The organism is Olsenella sp. SW781, from assembly GCF_012027725.1.
Taxonomy (GTDB): Bacteria; Actinomycetota; Coriobacteriia; order Coriobacteriales; family Atopobiaceae; genus Thermophilibacter.
This window is the reverse complement of record NZ_SJOU01000001.1, coordinates 106,119-125,527: the sequence shown is the minus strand read 5'-3', so window position 1 is coordinate 125,527 and position 19,409 is coordinate 106,119. Positions and strand designations below refer to the sequence as shown.

Genomic DNA, 19,409 nt, shown 5'->3' with positions numbered 1-19,409 from the left:
CGTGAGCGGACGCTCCAATAGCCCCTCAATCGTAAGTTCCGCGTAACGTTATGTCAAATGAGCGCGTGGTAGCGGGCCGCGGAAGGCCGCGGAGCGGCTACTCTCCGTCCCCCAGCGCCGAGCGCGCCGCGCGGTAGGCTATGCCGGGCGAGAAGCCCCGACCGCAGAGGAAGCGCACGAGCGAGCGAAGCTCGCCGCGCCCCGAGCGCACGCGACGCCCGGCGAGCTCGACCGCGCGGTCGAGCTCGTCGTCCTCCGAGAGGAGCTCGCCGGAGAGGTCCCCGAGCGCATCGAGGGAGACCCCGCGCGCCGCGAGCGCGCGCTCGATCTTCGCCTTCCCCCATCCGGCGAGCGCCTTGGAGCGGACGAACGAGGCGGCGTAGCGCGCGTCGTCGATGACCCCAGACTCGCACGCCCGGCGAACGCGGCGATCGACGACGTCGGCGGGGTACCCGTCGCGCCTGAGGCGCGCGCCGAGCTCGTCGGCGGAGTAGTCGCGGCGGGAGACGAGCTGCTCCACGCGCTCCCTGGCGCAGCGGTCAAGGAGCTCGTCGATGGCGCCGTCGAGCCGCTCGCCCGCCTCGGGCGCCCTCCCCTCCCCGAGCAGGCGGGCGAGGCGGCGCCCCACCGCGAGCGGGACGGCGCGCTCGGGCACGCCCGCAGAGTCGAAGACGACGCGGGCGGGCGAGCCGGGCCGCGAGCCGCGCGCGGGGATCACGACGTCCCAGCCGACCCCGCCCGTCACAGGCGCGCTCACGAGAGGATGTCCCCCTCAATCAGGTCGACGGGCTCACCGACGCGCTCGTCGCCGAGCTCGAGCCCGCACGCGACGCGGACCCTGTGGTCGATCTCGTCCCTGAGCTCCGGGTTGGAGGCGAGGAACTCCTTCGCGGCCTCCCTGCCCTGGCCCAGGCGCTCGGAGCCCTGCTCGGTCTCGTAGGTGAACCAGGAGCCCGACTTGGTGACGACGCCGTACTTCACGCCCTCGTCCAGGATCGAGCCCTCCTTGGAGATCCCCTGCCCGTACATGATGTCGAACTCCGCCTGCTTGAAGGGAGGGGCGACCTTGTTCTTGACGACCTTGACGCGGACGCGGTTGCCCACGACCTCGTTGTTCGACTTGATGGAGTCGATGCGGCGGATGTCCATGCGGACGGACGAGAAGAACTTGAGCGCGCGGCCGCCCGGCGTGGTCTCGGGGTTGCCGAACATGACGCCGATCTTCTCGCGAAGCTGGTTGATGAAGATGCACGTCGTGTTGGACTTGGAGAGGGAGCCCGCGAGCTTGCGCAGCGCCTGGCTCATGAGGCGCGCCTGGAGGCCGACGGTGGAGTCGCCGATCTCGCCCTCGATCTCGGCCCGCGGCGTGAGGGCGGCGACCGAGTCGATGACCACGACGTCGATGGCGCCGGACCGGACGAGCATGTCGCAGATCTCGAGCGCCTGCTCGCCGGTGTCCGGCTGCGAGATGAGGACCTCGTCGATGTCCACGCCGATGCGCGCGGCATAGCCCGGGTCGAGCGCGTGCTCGGCGTCGATGAAGGCGACGACGCCGCCCATGGCCTGCGCCTCGGCGAGGATCTCGAGCGAGAGCGTGGTCTTGCCGGACGACTCGGGCCCGTAGATCTCGACGATGCGCCCGCGCGGGACGCCGCCGATGCCGAGGGCGGCATCGAGCGCGAGCGAGCCCGTGGGTATGGCCTCGACCTCGAGGCTGGGGCCGTCATCGCCGAAGCGCATGATCGCGCCCTTGCCGAACTTCTTCTCTATCTCCGCCGTCGTGGACTCGAGGACCTTGTCCCGCTCCTCGCCGGTGGTCCTGGGGTGGATCTCCTTGGCAACGCCCTTAGTCTTGGCCATGCTCGCTCCCTTGGCTCGTTCTTCCGCCGTCGATGGTATCCGAACAACCGTTCTAAGTCAACACCGTCGTCCCGATTGTAGGCGGGCCCGCTGACGCGGGGCGGACACGGCTCGGACGCAACGCTGCCGCCAGGCCGACGGCGGAGACGGGCGGGACGGGAAAGGGCGAGGCAGCGGGCTCGGTCACGAGCGTGGGGCGGGGCCGCGCCTATCGACCGGCGCGGGCGGCCTCCATGGAGCCTTCACGGAGCAGGGCGAGCGCGGCGGCGACGGCGCCGCGCCTGACCTCGTCCCTCGCCCCCGGGAACACGAACCGCTCGGCACGCGTCCCGAGCGGCGTGGCAAGCCCCATCCAGACGGTGCCGACGGGCTTTCCCGGCTCGGCGCCGCCGGGGCCCGCGATCCCGGTCACGGAGACCGCGACGTCGCAGCCAAGCACGCGGCGCGCCCCCTCGGCCATCTGCGTCGCGCACTCGCCCGACACGGCGCCGACGCCAGGCTCGTCGAGAACCTCGGACGAGACGCCGAGCACCTCGTGCTTGACGGGGACCGCGTAGCTCACCACGCCGCCCCTCATGACGTCGGAGGAGCCGGCGACGGCGGTGAGCGCGCCCGCGACGAGCCCGCCCGTGCAGCTCTCGGCGCACCCCAGGGTCACCCCGGACGCGCGCGCGGCGTCGAGCGCGGAGGCGGCGCCGAGCACGCAGTCGTCCCACGAGGGGGCGCCCACGCCGCTCACTCCCCTCTCCCGAAGACCACGTGGCGGGCGTTCCAGAAGTACTGGGCACCCGAGACCACCGTGAGCACGACGGCGGCGACCATGAGCGCCCACGCGACGAACGCGACGATGCCGAGGTCGTCGAAGCCGACCGCGGAGACCGCGTAGGAGAGGTAGTAGCCGCACAGAGACACCATCGTGACGGCGGTCTTGGCCTTCCCGAGGGCGTCGGCGGCGATGACCTCGCCGCTCGAGGCGGCGACCATGCGAAGCGCGCTCACGAGAAACTCGCGCAGGAGGATGACGAAGACGACCCACACGGAGACGCGCCCGTCGGAGAGCAGGAGCAGGAGCGCCGAGAAGACGAGGAGCTTGTCCGCGATGGGGTCGAGGAACTTCCCGAAGTCGGTGATCTCGTCGCGGGAGCGGGCCAGGTAGCCGTCGACCTTGTCCGTGAGCGAGAGCGTGACGTAGATGAGGAACGCCGCGACGGCGAAAGGCGCGTTCGCGTGCCCGTGCGCCGCCATGGCCACCGCCATGAAGACCGGGATGAACGCGATCCTCACGCACGTGACGACGTTGGCGGGCGTCCAGATGTCCTTCTCGCCGGCCATGCCCTACGCCCCCTCCCCGACGATCTCGCCCACGAGCTCGTAGCAGAACGAGTCGACGAGGTCCACGGTGACGATGTCGCCGACCGCCGCCTCGCCGTACGGGATGTGCACGGCCCCGTCGGAGTCGGGGGCCTGGAACCAGGCGTGGCCGATGAGCTCGGGGCCGCCCTCGGACTCCTCGACGCCGTCCACGATCACACGGACGCGCTCGCCGACGTGCGCGGCGGTCGCGGCGAACCCCAGCTGCTCGGTCAGGTCGATCAGGCGCTGCGTGCGCTCGAGCTTGACGTCCTCGTCCACCTGGTCGGCCATCCGCGCCGCCGCGGTGCCGTCCTCCTGGGAGTAGGCGAAGACGGAGCAGTAGTCGAAGGCCTCGTCGGAGATGAACTCGCAGAGCTCATCGGCCTCCTCGTCCGTCTCGCCGGGAAAGCCTGCCATGCCCGTGGTCCTGAGGACCATGCCGGGAATCTCGGCGCGAAGGCGCGCGAAGAGCTCATGCAGCTCCTCGGGGGAGCCGGAGCGACCCATGGCCTTGAGCACGCGGGCGGAGCAGTGCTGGATGGGGATGTCGATGTAGGGAAGGACCTCGGGGACGTCGCGGATGGTGGCGATGAGCTCGTCGGTCATGCCCTCGGGCTGGAGGTAGAGCACGCGGACCCAACCCCCGTAGGGGCGGACGGCCTCGGCGACGCGCGCGAGCAGCGCGGCGAGCGTCTCGCCCTCACCGAGGTCGCAGCCCCAGACGCCCGTGTCCTGGCCGATGAGGACGACCTCGCGGACGCCGCCGTCCATGAGGTCGCGCACCTCGGAGACGATCTCGTCGGAGGGGCGCGAGTGGTAGCGCCCGCGTATGTAGGGGATGGCGCAGAAGGTGCAGAAGCGGTCGCAGCCCTCGGAGATCTTCACGAAGGCGCTGGTGCCCTCGACCGTGCGCAGGGTCCTGGGAAGCTCGGCGCCCTCGTCGGAGGCCATCCCGAGCACCTCGCGGACCACGCCCGCGATGCCGTCCTCGTCCTCGGCGCGCACGAACGCGGCGACCTCGGGGAGCTCGGCGGCGAGCGCGTCGCCGTAGCGGGAGGGCACGCAGCCGCACATCACGATCGGGCAGGCGCGGACGCCCTCGGAGCGCTCCTCGGCGAGCTCGAGCGTGGCCTCGACCGACTCCTCGGTCGCCGAGGCGAGAAACGAGCAGGTGTTGACGATGGCGACGTCGGCGTCGGCCGCCTCGGCGGCCTCCTCGAAGCCGTCCGCGAGCAGGAGCGCCCGCATGCGGTCGGAGTCCACCTCGTTCTTGGCGCAGCCGAGCGTGACGATGAGAAAGCGCACGGGACCCCCCTCCGCTAGCGGTAGTTGACGAACTGGAGCGGCTGACCGTAGTCGCGCTGCCTGAGCTCGGCGATGACGGACTGGAGGACGTCCCTGGAGGCGGAGCTCACGCGGAGCTTGTCCCCCTCGACCGTCGCCTTGGCCTTGAGCTTGAGGTCGCGGATGTCCTTCGCGATCCTCTTTGCGGTGTCCTGGTCGATGCCCTGGAGGACGGTGCCGGTCTGGCGGACGCTCATGCCGGACGCCGCCACGGGGTCAGCCCAGCGCACGGCCGTGAGGTCGACGCCGCGCTTGACGAGCTTGGTCCCGAGGATGTCGCGCACCTGGGACGCCACGAACTCGGAGGGCGCCGAGATCTTGAAGACGCCGTCCTTCTTGGAGAGCTCGAGCGTCGCGCCCGTGCCCTTGAGGTCATAGCGCTGGGTGATCTCGCGGGCGGCCTGCTGGCAGGCGTTATCGACCTCCTGCATGTCGACGACGGAGACGACGTCGAAGCTCGATTCCTTGGCCATTGCCCCTCTCCTTCCCGGGCCCGGCGCGCGCCGGGCCGCATCAATGCTACTGGTCCTGCCCCGACTGGTCGGCCTCGGGCACGGCGTCCTCGGCCGGAGCGGCGTCCGAGGAGCCGTCGGAGGAGGCGCCCGAGGCGTCATCCGCGGGCTCCTGGCGCGGCGTCCCCTTGATGGTCACGCTCCCGAGCCCGCTCGCGGTCTTGCTGAACTCGACTCGCTCGCCGTTCTCCGTGACGGTCACCGCCGAGCGGTCGCCGGCGGAGATGGAGATCGAGTCGTAGACGGTGAAGGTCTGCGACCACGGCCCCGTGAGGTCGTCGGCGACCACGCTCGTGCCGTCGCAGACGATCTCGAGCCAGGAATACTCGCCGCTGGCGATGCTGACCTCGACGACGGTCTCCTTGGGCTCGTCGCTCGCCGCCTGGTCGTCAGGCGACGCGTCCGACGCGGCGCCCTCGTCCCCGCCGGCGGCCTGGTCGCCCTGGTCGTCACCGCCCTGCCCCTCGTCAGGCTCGTGAGCCGCCTCGTCGGAGCCCTGGGCGGCGGCGCCGGACTGCTGAGCGCCCGTCTCCGCCTCGGTCTCGTTCGCGCTGTTCACGGCGACGGTCTGACCGACTGAGCGGGAGGGGCCGCTCACGCACGAGCTCACCGAGAGCACGACGATGGCGGTGAGCACGACGGTGAGGGCGACCACGATGGCGAGGAGCGCCCGGCGCGCGTCCGAGAAGAACCACTGGAGCCAGCCGAGCGCGCCGCCGCGCGCGGGCGGGCGACGTCCCCCGCGGCCCTGCCTGGCCGAGGAGCGGTGCGGCGAGGACGGGCGACGCCGGACGTTCGGGCGCTCGATCTGGGCGATGTTGCGCGACGAGCGCCGCCCGGAGATGGTCGAGGCCGGTGCGTAGGGGCTCGCGTGGTCGTCGTAGCGCATGTCGTCGGTGTACTCGCTCGGCGACACCCGGCGCGTGCTCACGTCGTCGCGGCGGTAGAGCCGCGCGGAGGGGCGGTCGTCGTAGGAGGGGCCGTCCCCGTCCCCGAGCACCCTCCCCTGCCGGGCGTCCGAGCCGCGGCGCGGGCGCTGGGCGCGGCGGCGCGTCGACGAGGCGCCCGCGCGCTCCCGAGCCGAGCCGCTGTTGTAGGGGCGCCGCTCGGGGCCGAGGTCCCACCCCTCATAGGACGGGGACGAGTACGCCGCCCGCGTCCCGGGCGCCGGGGTGCCGACGCCCGCCAGGGGAAGCGACGAGCGCGGGCGCGCGGGCGCCGTCGTGGCGAAGTTGCCCATGTCGCCCGCCGGGCCGCCCGAGGTGGGCAGGAGCGGGCGGTACTCGACGTAGGCCTTCGGGCGCGAGCCGGCCTCGTTCACCACGTCGTACCCGGAGATGTTCCTGCCCGCCTGCGTCTGGCGCGTCCTTCTCCTCAGCTCGTGGGAGGAGCTGCCGTGACGGTGCTCGTAGAGCTCCTCCTGGAAGAGGTCGACGATCTCCCGCGCGTTGAGGCCGAGGTAGCGGGCATAGCTCGAGAGCATGCCCTGGGCATAGCCGCTCTGGGGCATGTGGTCGTAGTCGCCCTCCTCGAAGGCGACGAGGACGTCCCGGCGCAGCTTCAGGATGCGGGAGGCCTGCTCGAGCGAGAGTCCGAGGTCGTGGCGCCGCATGACGAGCGCCTCGCTGAACCGCGGCCGTGACATGCTACTCCACCCCCTCGTACGCTGCGTCGGCGACCTTCAGCTCCTCGAGGGCCTCCTTGTCGAGAAGGACCTCGCGGGGCTTGGACCCGTTGGCCGGGCCCACGACCCCCTTCGCCTCCAGCATGTCCATGATCCTGCCGGCCCTAGCGTACCCCACCGAGAGGGCGCGCTGCAGCCCTGAGGTGGAGCCGAGCTGAGAGTCCACAACTATGCGCGCGGCCTCCCAGATGAGGGGGTCGTCGTCGCCCCGCGCGCCGGGCTCGCCGCCGCCGGGGGCGTTGGGGACGACCGCGGTGAGGATGTCCTCGTGGTAGTCGGCCGTGACCTGCTCGCGCACGAACTTGACGGTCTGCTCGATCTCCTCGTCGGAGACCCAGCAGCCCTGGGCGCGCCGCGGCTTGCGCCCGCGGAGCTTGACGAGCATGTCGCCCTTGCCGAGGAGCTGCTCGGCGCCCTTCTGGTCGAGGATGATGCGCGAGTTGATGGAGTTGTCGACGGAAAGCGCCACGCGGTTGTCGATGTTGGCGCGGATGAGGCCGGTGACGACGTCCGCGGAGGGCCGCTGCGTGGCCACGATCAGGTGGATGCCCGCGGCTCGGCCGAGCTGCGCGATGCGGACGATGGAGGACTCCACGTCCTTTCCGGCGACCATCATGAGGTCGGCCAGCTCGTCGATCACGATGACGAAGTAGGGCATGTGCTTCGGGGGGTTCTCCATCTCCGCGTACTTGTCGCCGTCCACGTTCTTGTTGAAGGTCTTGATGTCGCGCACCTTGTAGTGCTCGAAGACCTTGAGGCGGCGCTCCATCTCGGTCACGCCCCACTGCAGGGCGCTCGCCGCCTGGCGGGGCTCGGTGACCACCGGCACGTAGAGGTGCGGGAGGCCGGCGTAGCCCGTGAACTCGACGCGCTTGGGGTCCACCATGATGAGGCGCACCTGCTCGGGGGTGGCGCGCATGAGCATCGACATGATGATGGCGTTGAGCAGGACGGACTTGCCCGATCCCGTGGTTCCGGCGACGAGCAGGTGCGGCAGGCCCGCGAGGTCCACCACGATGGGGCGCCCCTCGGAGTCGCGGCCGAAGGCGCAGTCGAGCGGGCCGCCCTTCGCGTACGGGAGCACGTCGGAGAGGAAGACCGGCTGGGGCTTGTCGTTGGGGATCTCGATGCCCACGAGCGAGGTCCCGGGGATGGGCGCGAAGATGCGGACCGACTTGGCCGCCAGCGAGAGGGCGATGTCGTCCTCGAGGTTGACGATCTTGTTGACGCGCTCGCCCTCGCCCATCGAGATCTTGAACGTGGTGACGGACGGTCCGGCGATCCAGCCCTCGACGCGCGAGGTGAGCCCGAACTCCTCGAGCGTGGCCTGGAGCTTCGCCGCGGTCCCCGCGAGCTCCTCGTCGTTGCCGTAGGAGCCGCTCGCGTCGGGGTTTGCGCGCAGGATGGAGAGGGGCGGGAGCTGGTAGGACTCGTCGGCGTCCCCGGGGCGCGTGATGCTCTCGGGCGCGGCCGGGACCTGCCCGCGCTCCGCGCGGGGCTTCCTCGCTGCGGCGGGGCGGGCCCCCTCGGCCTTCTCGCCCTTCTCGCCCTTCTTGCGCCCGGCCCCCTTGCCGCCGCGCAGGAACGAGGGCACGCTCCCCGCCTCGGCGCGGTCCTGGTCCGCCTCGGCGTCGGAGGCGAACAGCGTCGCCGACGGGCGCCTCCCGTGGTCGATGAGCGTGGTCGGCGCCTCTGCGGGATCGGCGGGGGCGTCCTCCGAGAGGAGCCTCGCGCGGCGCTTGAGGACCGTCGTCTTGCGGTCGCCGATGAAGGTCGTGGCCTGCTCGCCGGTCTCGTCGAAGAGCGAGGCCTGCGGCCCGGCCGAGGCCGGCGCGCAGTCGGGGTCGGCCGCGGCGTCGATGATCGCCTGGGCGCGGCGCGCCTCGACGCGGGCGTGGTGCTCGTCGGCGATCCCCTCGATGCCCTCGCGCGCCCGGGCGACGGCGTCGGAGATGGAGAAGCCGCACACCACCACGCCCGCGAGCACCACGCCCGCGAGCAGGACGTCACCGATCACCTGGCCGACGAGGCAGAGCAGGCAGTAGGCGACGGCGCCCCCCACGTAGCCGCCGGCGAGCTCGGCGACGGCGGGCTCGAAGACGACGGACGGGTCAGCGGCCGCCTCGGGCAGGTTGACCGAGAGCATGGCCATGACGGCGAGCACGATGAGCGAGAGCCCCAGGGCGACGCGCCCCGAGACCGGCCCCTCGTCGCCGCGGAAGAAGGTCATGGCAAAGACGAAGAGCGCCACCGGCACGAGCACGGCCGCCGCGCCGAACGAGAGCGCGAGGAAGTCGTGCACGGCGCTCGTCACCACCGCCGAGCTCGGCGAGACGATGGAGACGAGCATCGCGATCGCCGTCACGGCGAGCACGACGCCGAGGATGTCGGACTGGGTCTTGGTGAGCGCCGGGGTGGGCTGGGCTGCGCGCCGCGCGGGGGCCTTGCCCCTCCCCTTCCCTGACGCCCCCCTGCCGCGTGCTGCGTTTGAGGTGCGTTTCGAGGGCATCTGCCTAGACCTCCATCACGACCGGGATGATCATCGGCCGCGTGTGCGTCTTGTTCCAGAGCAGGTTGGAGAGCGTGTTGCGCACGCCGCGCCGCAGCGCCTCAATGCTCGACCCGTCGGACTTGGCGAGCTTCTCGACCTGCGCGCGGACGAGCTTCTGGGCCTCGCCGTCGAGCAGCTCGTCGGTCGAGGACGAGACGCCCCGGCCGAAGACCTCGACGGCGCTCACCGAGCCCGAGCGCTTGGAGACCACCACGGTGCAGCTCACCACGCCGTCGGCGCCGAGCTTCTGGCGGTCGCGCAGGACCATCGGGTTGGCCTCGGTGACGGTGCCGCCGTCGACGTAGACCACGCCGGACTCCACCGCGCGGCCGCGGCGCACCTTGTGCCGGACCATCTCGAGCGAGTCGCCGTTGTCGAGCACGAAGACGCGATCGGCCGGCACGCCCATCTGCACGCCGAGCTCGGCGTGGGCGCGCAGGTGCTGCGCCTCGCCGTGGACCGGCATGAAGTACTTGGGCTTGGCCATGGCGAGCATGAGCTTGAGCTCCTCCTGGCTCGCGTGGCCGGAGACGTGCACGAGGCCCTTGCTCTTGTCGAAGATCTCGCACCCGATCTTGGAGAGCGAGTTGACGATCGACTGGACGCTCTTCTCGTTGCCCGGGATAGGCGTGGCGGAGATGATCACCGTGTCCGACTCGTGGATGGAGAGGGACTTGTGCTCGCCGTTGGCCATGCGCGCGAGGGCGGAGAGCGGCTCGCCCTGGCTGCCGGTGCACAGGACGACGATCTTCTCGTCGGGGATGCGGTCGACGTCGTAGGCGTCGATGATGTTCTCCTCGTCGATGGAGAGGTAGCCGAGCTCGCGCGCCACCTTGGTGTTGGTGAGCATGGAGCGGCCCGTCACCACGACCTTGCGCCCCACGGCCACGCTCGCGTCGCAGATCTGCTGCAGGCGGTGGATGTGGCTCGAGAACGCGGCCACGAAGACGCGGCCCGGAGCGTTCTTGATGACGTGGCGCAGGTCGCGGCCCACGGCGGCCTCGGACGGCGTGAAGCCCGGGCGCGTGGCGTTGGTGGAGTCGGAGAGCAGGAGGTCCACCCCCGAGGCACCGAACTTGTTGATGGCCTGGAAGTTGGGCCGGCGCCCGTCGATGGGCGTCTGGTCGAACTTGAAGTCGCCGGTGTGCATGACGGTGCCCGCCGGCGTGGACATGAAGACGCCGAAGGCGGCCGGGATGGAGTGGGTCATCGAGAAGAACGTGATAGTGAAGGCGCCGAGCGTGATCGTGGAGCCATCGCTCACCTCGCGGAACTTGGGCGAGCGGATGTTGTGCTCGGCGAGCTTGCCCTCGATGATGCCGAGCGTGAGCTTGCTCGAGTAGATGGGGACCTTGCGGGTGAGGTCCTGCAGGAGGAACGGGAGCGCGCCGGTGTGGTCCTCGTGCCCGTGCGTGATGATGACGCCGCGGAGCTTCTCCTCGTTCTCCAGAACGTAGGTGTAGTCGGGCAGGATGAGGTCGATGCCGGGCTGGCCCTCGTCGGGGAACATCAGGCCGGCGTCGACAAGGACCATGTCTCCGCCGTACTCGAAGGCGGTCATGTTCTTGCCGATGCCGTCAAGGCCCCCCAGCGGGATGATCTTGAGGGCGGTGTCTTTCTTGGGCATTCCTGGGCGATTCCTTTCGGGGGTGGTCGGTCGGGTCATATCAGACGGCCCCTCGGGCCGTACCAATTCGCATACCCACCGATTCTACCCGAGAAGGACCCGACGCTTGCATGTTCCACGATGGTTACACGGAGCGCGCGGACAGCCCCCTCGGGCGTCCGCCCGTGCTCAGACAGCTTCGCCGCGCAAAGAGCGCGCGGCTGCAGAACTGCGCGCGGGCGGGCGCCCGAGGGGGTCGCGAGCCGGCAACGGCATCGTTCCGCCAGCGACAGCCTGCTGTGACGCTCTTCCCAGCGGTAAGGATGCCAGCCGAGTGACGGGTGGCCCGGGCCCTCCTGGGAGAAGTTCCGCGAAGCGCACTTCTCCCAGGAACGCCCGGGCCGCCCCCCCTGCGTCAGAGGATGTCCCTACGCCCCATGATGGCGGCGCGGCTGGCGCTTCTCGCCGCCCTCGCCCTTGTCGCCGGGACGGCGGCGCGGGGCGCGGTGCTCGCGGCGCGGACGGTCCTTCTCGCCCTCGTGGCCGTGGGCGTGGCCGGAGCCGGCCGGGGCCTCGGGCTTGTCGATGCGGTCGAGGCTGATCTTGCCCTTCTCGTCAACCTCGAGGACGCGGACCTTGACCTCGTCGCCGATGTTGAGGACGTCCTCGACCTTGTCGACGCGGCCCTGGGCGACGCGGGAGATGTGGAGCAGGCCGTCCTTGCCGGGCAGGAGCTCGACGAAGGCGCCGAAGGGCTGGATGCCCACGACGCGGCCGGTGTACTCCTCGCCGACCTCGGGGACCTTGACGATCGCCTTGATGCGCTCGGCCGCCGCGTCGGCAGCGGCGCCCACGCCGGCGATGAAGACGGTGCCGTCCTCCTGGATGTCGATCGTGGCGCCGGTGTCCTCCTGGATGCCGCGGATGACCTTGCCGCCGGAGCCGATGACGTCGCGGATCTTGTCCGTGGGGATCTGCAGGCTGATGATCTGCGGCGCGGACTCCTTGGTCTCGGCGCGGACGGCGGGCACGGCGTCGAGCATGGCGTCGAGGATGAACATGCGGCCCTCGTGCGCCTGCATGAGCGCGGAGCGCAGGATCTCGGGCGTGAGGCCGGTGGCCTTGTTGTCCATCTGCATGGCGGTGATGCCCTTAGGTGTGCCCGTCACCTTGAAGTCCATGTCGCCGAGGAAGTCCTCGAGGCCCTGGATGTCGGTGAGGACGACGGTCTTGCCCTCCTCCTGGATGAGGCCCATGGCCACGCCGGAGACCGGGCGCTTGAGCGGCACGCCGGCGTCCATGAGGGCGAGCGTGGAGCCGCAGGTAGAGCCCATCGAGGAGGAGCCGTTGGACTCCATGACCTCGGAGACCACGCGGATGGTGTAGGGGAACTCCTCCTCGGACGGGATCACCGGGAGCAGGGCGCGCTCGGCGAGGTTGCCGTGGCCGATCTCGCGGCGCTTGGGGCTGCCCATGCGGCCGGTCTCGCCGGTGCAGAAGGGCGGGAAGTTGTAGTGGTGGATGTAGCGCTTGCCGTCGACGGGCTCGATGGTGTCGAGGCGCTGCCACTCGTTGAGCATGCCGAGGGTGCAGACGGAGAGCACCTGGGTCTGGCCGCGCTGGAAGAGGCCGGAGCCGTGGACGCGCGGGAGGTAGTCGCCCTTGATCATCAGCGGGCGCACCTCGGTGGGCGTGCGGCCGTCGACGCGCTCTCCGGTCTCGACGACCATGAGGCGCATGGCGTGCTTCTCGAGGGCCTTGAGCTCGACGGGGATGGCGCGGCTCCACTGGGCCTGCTCCTCCTCGGTGAACTCGGCCTTGATGGCGGCCTTGAGGGCCTCGACCTTGCCGATGCGCGAGAGCTTGTCGGCGTCCTTGAGGGCGGCCTCCATCTCGTCGTAGTGGGCGAAGACGCGGTCGTGGACCTCGGCAATGGGCTCGTCGAGGATGTACTCGCGCACGGGGAACTCGCCGTTGACCTCGCGGACCTTGGCGAAGAACTTCTGCTGCTCGGCGCAGAAGGCGGCGATGGCCTCCTGGCCGAAGGCCATGGCGGCGAGCATGTCCTCCTCGGAGATCTCCTCGGCGCCGGCCTCGAGCATGGAGATGAAGCCCTCGGCGCCGCCGAGCTCGAGGTCGAGGTCGGAGTTGTCGCGCTCCTCGTAGGTCGGGTTCACGATGAACTCGTGGGTGTCGCGGTCGCGGCCGATGCGCACGCACGCGAGCGGGCCCTCGAAGGGCACGCCGCCCACGGTGAGGGCCGCCGAGGCCGCCATGATGCAGATGGTGTCGACGGGGTTGATCTGGTCGGCAACGAGCGTGGTGGCCACGACCTGGACCTCGTTGCGGAAGCCGGCCGGGAAGGACGGGCGGAGGGGCCGGTCGATCATGCGGGCCGTGAGGGTGGCCTTCTCGGACGGGCGCGCCTCGCGCTTGAGGTAGCCGCCGGGGATGCGGCCCACGGCGTACATCTTCTCGATGAAGTCGACCGTCAGCGGGAAGAAGTCGTAGTCCTTGCGCTCCTTGGAGACCACCGCGGTGAGAAGGACCGTGGAGTCGCCGCACTTGACGAGGCAGGAGCCGGTGGCCTGCTTGGCCAGCTCGCCGGTCTCGAGCACGTAGTGCTTGCCGTAGAGATCGAACTCGTGTGTAACCTTTGCCATGTCTTTTCCCTTATCTCCGCCTGCCCCATTGCAGGCGGGCCGTCTCGGCGGCCCCATGGCCGCCCGTCCGCGCTTCTCGCGGACAAACCAAAGAAGGGGCGCCCGCGGGCGCCCCTCCGAAGAACCGCTCTACTGGATGTTGTCGCGGATGCCGAGGCTCTTGATGAGGGTGCGGTAGTCCTCGATGTTGCGAGCCTTGATGTAGGACAGCAGGCGACGGCGCTTGCCGACGAGCATGAGGAGGCCACGACGGGTGTGGAAGTCCTTCGGGTGCGTCTTCATGTGCTCGGTCAGGCCCTTGATGCGCTCGGTGAGCAGGGCCACCTGGACCTCGGCGGAGCCGGAGTCCTTGTCGTTGGCGCCGTACTGCGCGACGAGCTCAGCCTTGCGCTCCTTCGAAACTGCCATGTCAAACCACCTTTCTCATGGATTCGCCCCGAACTGGGATGGCCGTCAGGCAGTTGGCGGGCCTCCAGGTACGGGGTACTGACCTGCGGTAGTGTAGCACAGCCGCGCCCGCAGGTCCTTCTCGGCAGAAAATCCACGGTTGCGGGCGTGGGGCCGGCTCCCGCCGCATAAGTGACGCGTCCGCCCTCCGCCAGCCCCGCCCTCCGCCCGAGTGACTCGTTTTGTACGGACGGAACCGCGCGCCGCCGATGAGTGACGCATTTTGGACGGACGTGACCGCTTTTCGGCCGTCATCCGGTCAAAACCCGTCACTCATCGGAGGACGTGGCAGCGTCTCCCATTGCGGGGTGTGAACCGCGCCCCCGTCGCATGAGTGACGCGCTTTGTACGGACGAGCCTCTATTATGGCGGTCATTCGGTCGAAACGCGTCACTCGGCGGCGGGCTGGGCCGTCATCCGGTCGAAACGCGTCACTCGGCGGCGGGTGGGGTCGGCGCCGGAGCGGGATCAGGGCCGGAGCGCAGCCAGGGCCGGAGCTGGACCAGGGCCGAGGCCGGAGCGGGGCCGTCTACTCGCACGCCTCCACAAGCGCCGAGAAGATCCTCCTGCTTGGCTCGTCGACGGCGTGCGAGAACTCGGGGTGCCACTGCACGGCCCAGCAGAAGCGCGAGGCCGGGCGCCACACGGCCTCGACCACGCCGTCCGGTGCCGTCGCCATGACCTCGAGCCCGGGCGCCACGTCGCGCAGCGCCTGGTGATGGAAGCTGTTCACGGGCAGCTCACCCTCACCCACGCAGGCGGCGAGCGGCGTGCCGGGAAGCACGTCCACCTCATGGACCGGGTTCTCGTAGGGCGCCTTCCCATGGTGCTCGACCTCGGAGGGGAGCTGCTTGGGGAGGTCCTGCCAGAGCGTGCCGCCGAGGACGACGTTGAGCGCCTGGAGGCCGCGGCAGATGCCGAGGAGCGGCAGGTCGCGCTCGAGGGCGGCCGGGACGAGAAGGGCCTCCATGGCGTCGCGCTCCCGGCAGAGCTCGCCGCAGAGGGCGACGGCCTCGGGGTCCTTCTCGCCATAGCGGGCGGGGTCGACGTCCTGGCCGCCGGTCACGACGAGGCCGTCCACGGCGTCGAGGGCCCGATCCAGGGCGTCGCCGTCGTCGGAGAGCGGCAGCATCACGGGCACGCCGCCCGCCTCGAGGACGGCGTCGAAGTACCCGGGCAGCATCCACAGGCTCTCGCGGCCGTAGTCCACGAGCGGCACGACGCCGATGACGGGCTTCTTGGGCATGGGACTCCCCTCTCGAGAGAACATCGTGCAAAGGGGGCCGTGCAAAGGGGACAGGCACTTTTGCACGGCTTCTTCACCGTGCAAAAGTGCCTGTCCCCTTTGCACGGCCCCCTTTGCACGCCTTTACCGGCCGCCCATTATGCCACGACCTGGCGGCGGCGAAGGCGTCAGGTTCCTACGCGGAGAGGCAGAACTCCATCGCGCGCAGGCGGCTGTCGAGGTGGGTCACCGCCCACGTGTGGGCCAGGCCGAGGAGGAATACCGCCGTCTCGGGGTCGATCGGGGCGGCGAGGAGCTCATCGAAGGTGAGGCCGATGAGCGCGCGCAGCCACGCGAGCTGCGAGGAGGTGAGCTCCTGCGCCCCAGCCACCTCGCGCGCGCAGGAGGAGCAGAGCGCCCCGCCCATGGCCGCCGAGAAGTACGACACGGCCTCGTCGCCGCACGCGGCGCAGCCGGCAAGCTCCGGGCGCCAGCCGCCGTGGGCGAGCACCTTCATGACATAGGCCGCGACGACGAGGTCGAGATGGGGCTGGTCGGCGGCCTCCTCGCAGGCGGCGAGCGCCCGCGAGCAGATGGGGTACAGGAAGGGGTCGGGGGCGTCCTCGTAGCAGGTGAGGCGCGCTACCTCGGCGACGGCGCTCGCCGCGGAGACGCGCTCGTAGTCGCCGCGCAGGCAGGCGTGGGGCTCGACGAGCGAGGCCTCTGAGACCACGTCGAGCGAGCGCCCCTTGGCGAGCAGAAAGTCGTCCTCGGAGAAGAGCTCGGCACGGGCGGCGAGACGGCCCCCGGGCTTGCGGGCGCCCTTCGCGACGGCGCGGAGCTGGGAGCCGTCGGAGCCGAGAAGCGTCAGGATGAGGTCCTGCTCGCCGAGCTTGGTGCGGTCAAGGACGACCGCGCGGGCGCGATAGGTGCGCTTCCCGCCGGGCACGCCTAGTCCTCCGAGGAGTAGCCCAGGCGGCGGATCTCACGCTCGTCGCGGCGCCAGGCGGGGGCGACGCGCACCGTGAGTTCGAGGAACACCTTGCAGCCGAGCAGGCGCTCGATGTCGCGGCGCGCCTCGATGCCCACGCGCTTGATCATCTGGCCGCCCTTCCCGAGCACGATCCCGCGCTGCCCCGAGCGCTCCACGAGGATGGTGGCCTCGATGGAGGCATGCCCGTCGTCGGCGTACTCGAGGCTCTCGCAGAGGACGCCCACCGAGTGAGGGAGCTCCTGGCGCAGGTGAAGGAAGAGCTTCTCGCGCACGAACTCCGCGACGAGGTCCTCGGGGGTGGCGTCGACGTCCATGCCCTCGGGGAACCAGCGCGGCCCCTCCGGCAGGTGCTCGGAGACGAGGCCCACGAAGGCGTCCACGTTGAAGCCCTCCCGCGCGGAGACCACGAGCTCGTCGTCGAAGTCGCAGAGGGCGCGCGCGGCCTCGAGCTGCGCCGCCACCTGCTCGGGGCCGGCGATGTCCGCCTTGGTGAGGACGAGGAGCTTGTAGTCCGCATCGGCGCGCGCGACGTGGTTGGCCACCCACTCGTCCCCGCGCCCCACCGGCTTGGTGGCGTCCACGAGGAAGGCGACGGCGTCGGCGTCGGCGAGCTCGCCGAGGGCGCTCTTGTTGAGCTCGCTGCCCAGGGCGTCCTTTGGCTTGTGCAGGCCCGGCGTGTCGATGATCACGAGCTGCGACGTCGGGGTGTTGATGACGGCGCGCATGCGGCGGCGCGTGGTCTGCGCCACGGGGCTCGTGATGGCCACCTTCTCGCCCATGCAGGCGTTGAGCAGGGTGGACTTTCCGGCGTTGGGACGTCCCACCAGGGCGACGAAGCCGCTCCTGAACGGCACGTCCTTCTCGGCACGCTCTTTGCTCATGCGAGGACCTCCATGGGGCGCGGGGCCCCTAGTCGAAGAAGATTGCGTTGACGAAGACGAGGATGCCGACGACGGCGACGAGCGTCGAGAGCACCCAGACCGCCGCGGCGGCGATGTCCTTGGCGCGGCCGGCGAGCGGGTGGAACTCCGGGGACACGAGGTCCACCACGGTCTCGACCGCGGTGTTGAAGAGCTCGGCCATGATGACGACGCCGCAGCACAGGATGACGACCGCCCAGCTCAGGAGGTCGAGCCCGACCACGAGCCCGGCCACGACGGCGCACGCGCCCGCGGCGAGCATCACCTTGATGTTGCGCTCGGTGGTGACGGCGGTGCGGAAGCCCTGCATCGCGAAGAGGAAGCTCTTACGGAAGCCAGGGTGGTCGCTCTTGGAGCCGGGGATCATGCGTCGTCCTCCTCGCGGTGGCGCGTGAGGACCACGCGGTCGATGGTGCCGTCGGTGGGCATCCCGGCGAGGATGTCCTCCTCGAGCGCCTCCATGGCCTCGGCCGAGGCGTCGTCGAGGTGGTCGTGTCCGAGCAGGTGGAGCATGCCGTGAACGAGCATGAGGCGCGTCTCGTCCGCGGGCGTGGTGCCGAAGGCGGCCGCCTGGCGCCCGATGTAGGCAGGCGCGACGACGATGTCGCCGAGCTCGCAGGGCTCGCCGGGCGCGAGCGACGGGTCGTCCGGGCGCTCGCACTCGATGGAGACGACGTCCGTGGCGGCGTCCACGCCGCGCCACTCGGCGTTGACCGCGCGGATGCGCTCCTCCCCCACCACGGAGACCGACACGGCGCACGGCCGCCCGACGCCCTCGTGTGCGAGCACGGCGTCGCAGGCGGAGCGGATCTCGTCCTCGCCCAGCGCGCACGCGACGCCGTCCTCGAAGAGGAGGTCGTACTCGTTATCGGCCATGCTGCTCTCCCTCCTGCCCGTCGCGCGCCGCGGCCTCGTAGGCGTCGACGATGCGGGCGACGAGCGTGTGGCGGACGATGTCGTTGCGGTCGAGGTCGACGAAGGCGATGTCGTCGAGCCCCGCGAGGGCGCGCCGCGCCGACTCGAGGCCGCCCTCGCCCGGCAGGTCGCGCTGGGAGGCGTCGCCGGTCACCACGAAGGTGGACGAGAAGCCCAGGCGCGTAAGGAACATCTTCATCTGCTCGGGCGTGGTGTTCTGGGCCTCGTCGAGGATGACGAAGGCGTTGTTGAACGTGCGGCCGCGCATGTAGGCGAGCGGCGCTATCTCGATGATGCCCTGCTCGATGAGGGCGTTGCCCTTCTCGATGTCCGTCATGTCGAAGAGCGCGTCGTAGAGCGGGCGCACGTAGGGGTCGAGCTTCTCCTGCAGCGTGCCGGGGAGGAAGCCGAGGGACTCCCCCGCCTCCACGACGGGGCGCGCGAGCACGATCCTGCCGACCTCGCGGCGCTTGAGCGCGGCCACGGCCATCGCCATGGCGAGGTAGGTCTTGCCGGTTCCCGCGGGGCCGACGCCAAACGTGACGGTGTTGCGGCGAATGGAGTCCACGTAGCGCTTCTGGCCGGCCGTCTTGGGCCGGATCGCGCGGCCCCGGTACGTGAGCAGGATGTCGTCGCCCCCGAGGTCGACGCGCGCCGCGCCGTGGCGGACCTGGTCGACGATGACGTCCACCTCGCCGGCGCTGGGCGCCTCCCCCGCCTCGACGAGCCTGATGACGCGCGAGAAGACCGAGGTCACCTGGTCGACGACGTCCGCGGGGCCCGAGACGGTGACATAGCTGCCCCGCACGGAGATCATGGCGTCGAAGGCCGACTCGACGCGGCGCAGCAGCGCGTCCGCGGGGCCCATGACGGCCGTCGGGTCGACGGAGTCGGGAATTGTGAGACGAACCTGGGTTGGCTCCATGCTCCTCCTGTTGGGTAGGCTCACTCGATGATAGCCGATGGCGCGGCCGAGGTGCCGCGGCGTGCGCCCCTCTCGCCTGCGCCGCGCAGCAGCGCACGTCCTTCTCGCCCGCGGGCCCCTCGTCCTTCTCGCCAGCCGTCCCGCGTCCTTCTCGCCAGCCGTCCCTCACCTAGCTTAGGTGAGCAAGGATGTTTAACTATCGTCGCTCACCTAAGCAGAATAGTCACCCGTGAGCAGGGATTTTGCGACTCACCTAAGAAATCCGTGCGCGATGGTTCGAAGTCTGTGCTCACCTAAGCGGCCACAGGGCGAGGAAGGGCACGACCGAGCGGCCGCAGGGCGAGAAGGGGCGGGGCGGGCAACCGCGAGGGCCGGGCGTGGGAATCGGCGCACGCGAGAAGGGCGGTCGC

General features: G+C 70.5%; 17 protein-coding genes. All 17 read right to left on the bottom strand.

Annotation, left to right across the window (positions count from 1 at the left end; all coding sequences use genetic code 11):
* Positions 1-97: 97 nt before the first annotated feature.
* The 17 genes from E0L17_RS00490 to E0L17_RS00410 all read right to left on the bottom strand — a co-directional run bounded on the left by E0L17_RS00490 (position 98) and on the right by E0L17_RS00410 (position 18,999).
* The gene (locus E0L17_RS00490; RefSeq protein ID WP_167929338.1) at positions 98-757 is read right to left on the bottom strand and encodes a regulatory protein RecX; all 660 of its coding nucleotides are present in this window, start codon (positions 755-757) and stop codon (positions 98-100) included.
* The gene (gene recA / locus E0L17_RS00485) at positions 754-1,860 is read right to left on the bottom strand and encodes a recombinase RecA (RefSeq protein WP_167929337.1); all 1,107 of its coding nucleotides are present in this window, start codon (positions 1,858-1,860) and stop codon (positions 754-756) included. The genes E0L17_RS00490 and recA overlap by 4 nt, the downstream gene beginning before the upstream one ends.
* Positions 1,861-2,068: 208 nt before the next feature.
* A complete protein-coding gene (locus E0L17_RS00480) occupies positions 2,069-2,599 on the bottom strand; it encodes a CinA family protein (protein WP_353652919.1) in 531 nt (176 codons plus the stop codon).
* Positions 2,596-3,192 (bottom strand): CDP-diacylglycerol--glycerol-3-phosphate 3-phosphatidyltransferase, encoded by a 597-nt coding sequence (gene pgsA, locus E0L17_RS00475; protein ID WP_167929336.1) that lies wholly within the window; start codon positions 3,190-3,192, stop codon positions 2,596-2,598. Before pgsA ends, E0L17_RS00480 begins: the two co-directional genes overlap by 4 nt.
* Positions 3,193-3,195: 3 nt before the next feature.
* Complete coding sequence (gene rimO, locus E0L17_RS00470) at positions 3,196-4,518, bottom strand: 30S ribosomal protein S12 methylthiotransferase RimO (protein ID WP_167929335.1); 1,323 nt, start codon at positions 4,516-4,518, stop codon at positions 3,196-3,198.
* Positions 4,519-4,532: 14 nt separating this feature from the next.
* Positions 4,533-5,030 carry a YajQ family cyclic di-GMP-binding protein gene (locus E0L17_RS00465; protein WP_167929334.1) on the bottom strand — a complete coding sequence of 166 codons (498 nt, stop codon included), beginning with the start codon at positions 5,028-5,030 and terminating at the stop codon, positions 4,533-4,535.
* A 46-nt stretch (positions 5,031-5,076) separates the two neighbouring features.
* Positions 5,077-6,714, bottom strand: a complete 1,638-nt coding sequence (locus tag E0L17_RS00460) for a helix-turn-helix domain-containing protein (protein ID WP_167929333.1) — start codon at positions 6,712-6,714, stop codon at positions 5,077-5,079.
* Position 6,715: 1 nt separating this feature from the next.
* Positions 6,716-9,262: an FtsK/SpoIIIE family DNA translocase gene (locus E0L17_RS00455; RefSeq protein WP_167929332.1), complete on the bottom strand. Its 2,547-nt coding sequence runs from the start codon at positions 9,260-9,262 to the stop codon at positions 6,716-6,718.
* 4 nt (positions 9,263-9,266) lie between these two features.
* On the bottom strand, positions 9,267-10,931 hold the full coding sequence (locus E0L17_RS00450) for a ribonuclease J (protein WP_167929331.1): 1,665 nt from the start codon (positions 10,929-10,931) through the stop codon (positions 9,267-9,269).
* A gap of 407 nt (positions 10,932-11,338) precedes the next feature.
* Positions 11,339-13,573 carry a polyribonucleotide nucleotidyltransferase gene (locus E0L17_RS00445; protein WP_167929330.1) on the bottom strand — a complete coding sequence of 745 codons (2,235 nt, stop codon included), beginning with the start codon at positions 13,571-13,573 and terminating at the stop codon, positions 11,339-11,341.
* A gap of 129 nt (positions 13,574-13,702) precedes the next feature.
* A complete protein-coding gene (rpsO, locus tag E0L17_RS00440; protein ID WP_167929329.1) occupies positions 13,703-13,981 on the bottom strand; it encodes a 30S ribosomal protein S15 in 279 nt (92 codons plus the stop codon).
* Positions 13,982-14,549: 568 nt separating this feature from the next.
* Positions 14,550-15,266, bottom strand: coding sequence for a gamma-glutamyl-gamma-aminobutyrate hydrolase family protein (locus tag E0L17_RS00435; RefSeq protein ID WP_167929328.1), 717 nt, complete (start codon positions 15,264-15,266; stop codon positions 14,550-14,552).
* A gap of 175 nt (positions 15,267-15,441) precedes the next feature.
* Positions 15,442-16,194, bottom strand: coding sequence for a DNA repair protein RecO (gene recO, locus E0L17_RS00430; protein WP_167929327.1), 753 nt, complete (start codon positions 16,192-16,194; stop codon positions 15,442-15,444).
* Positions 16,195-16,196: 2 nt separating this feature from the next.
* Positions 16,197-17,120, bottom strand: a complete 924-nt coding sequence (gene era, locus E0L17_RS00425) for a GTPase Era (RefSeq protein ID WP_167929326.1) — start codon at positions 17,118-17,120, stop codon at positions 16,197-16,199.
* A 28-nt stretch (positions 17,121-17,148) separates the two neighbouring features.
* A complete protein-coding gene (locus E0L17_RS00420; RefSeq protein WP_167929325.1) occupies positions 17,149-17,526 on the bottom strand; it encodes a diacylglycerol kinase family protein in 378 nt (125 codons plus the stop codon).
* Positions 17,523-18,035, bottom strand: a complete 513-nt coding sequence (gene ybeY / locus E0L17_RS00415; protein ID WP_167929324.1) for an rRNA maturation RNase YbeY — start codon at positions 18,033-18,035, stop codon at positions 17,523-17,525. The genes E0L17_RS00420 and ybeY overlap by 4 nt, the downstream gene beginning before the upstream one ends.
* Entirely contained in the window at positions 18,025-18,999 is a 975-nt protein-coding gene (locus E0L17_RS00410) for a PhoH family protein (RefSeq protein ID WP_167929323.1), read from the bottom strand. The genes ybeY and E0L17_RS00410 overlap by 11 nt, the downstream gene beginning before the upstream one ends.
* Positions 19,000-19,409: the final 410 nt, after the last annotated feature.

Bases quoted from the DNA above. Each gene is read 5' to 3' on its own strand.
- era (WP_167929326.1), bottom strand. From the start codon at position 17,120: ATGAGCAAAGAGCGTGCCGAGAAGGACGTGCCGTTCAGGAGCGGCTTC.
- E0L17_RS00455 (WP_167929332.1), bottom strand. From the start codon at position 9,262: ATGCCCTCGAAACGCACCTCAAACGCAGCACGCGGCAGGGGGGCGTCA.
- E0L17_RS00435 (WP_167929328.1), bottom strand. From the start codon at position 15,266: ATGCCCAAGAAGCCCGTCATCGGCGTCGTGCCGCTCGTGGACTACGGC.
- E0L17_RS00450 (WP_167929331.1), bottom strand. From the start codon at position 10,931: ATGCCCAAGAAAGACACCGCCCTCAAGATCATCCCGCTGGGGGGCCTT.
- E0L17_RS00460 (WP_167929333.1), bottom strand. From the start codon at position 6,714: ATGTCACGGCCGCGGTTCAGCGAGGCGCTCGTCATGCGGCGCCACGAC.
- E0L17_RS00445 (WP_167929330.1), bottom strand. From the start codon at position 13,573: ATGGCAAAGGTTACACACGAGTTCGATCTCTACGGCAAGCACTACGTG.
- E0L17_RS00465 (WP_167929334.1), bottom strand. From the start codon at position 5,030: ATGGCCAAGGAATCGAGCTTCGACGTCGTCTCCGTCGTCGACATGCAG.
- E0L17_RS00420 (WP_167929325.1), bottom strand. From the start codon at position 17,526: ATGATCCCCGGCTCCAAGAGCGACCACCCTGGCTTCCGTAAGAGCTTC.
- ybeY (WP_167929324.1), bottom strand. From the start codon at position 18,035: ATGGCCGATAACGAGTACGACCTCCTCTTCGAGGACGGCGTCGCGTGC.
- E0L17_RS00410 (WP_167929323.1), bottom strand. From the start codon at position 18,999: ATGGAGCCAACCCAGGTTCGTCTCACAATTCCCGACTCCGTCGACCCG.
- recA (WP_167929337.1), bottom strand. From the start codon at position 1,860: ATGGCCAAGACTAAGGGCGTTGCCAAGGAGATCCACCCCAGGACCACC.
- pgsA (WP_167929336.1), bottom strand. From the start codon at position 3,192: ATGGCCGGCGAGAAGGACATCTGGACGCCCGCCAACGTCGTCACGTGC.
- rpsO (WP_167929329.1), bottom strand. From the start codon at position 13,981: ATGGCAGTTTCGAAGGAGCGCAAGGCTGAGCTCGTCGCGCAGTACGGC.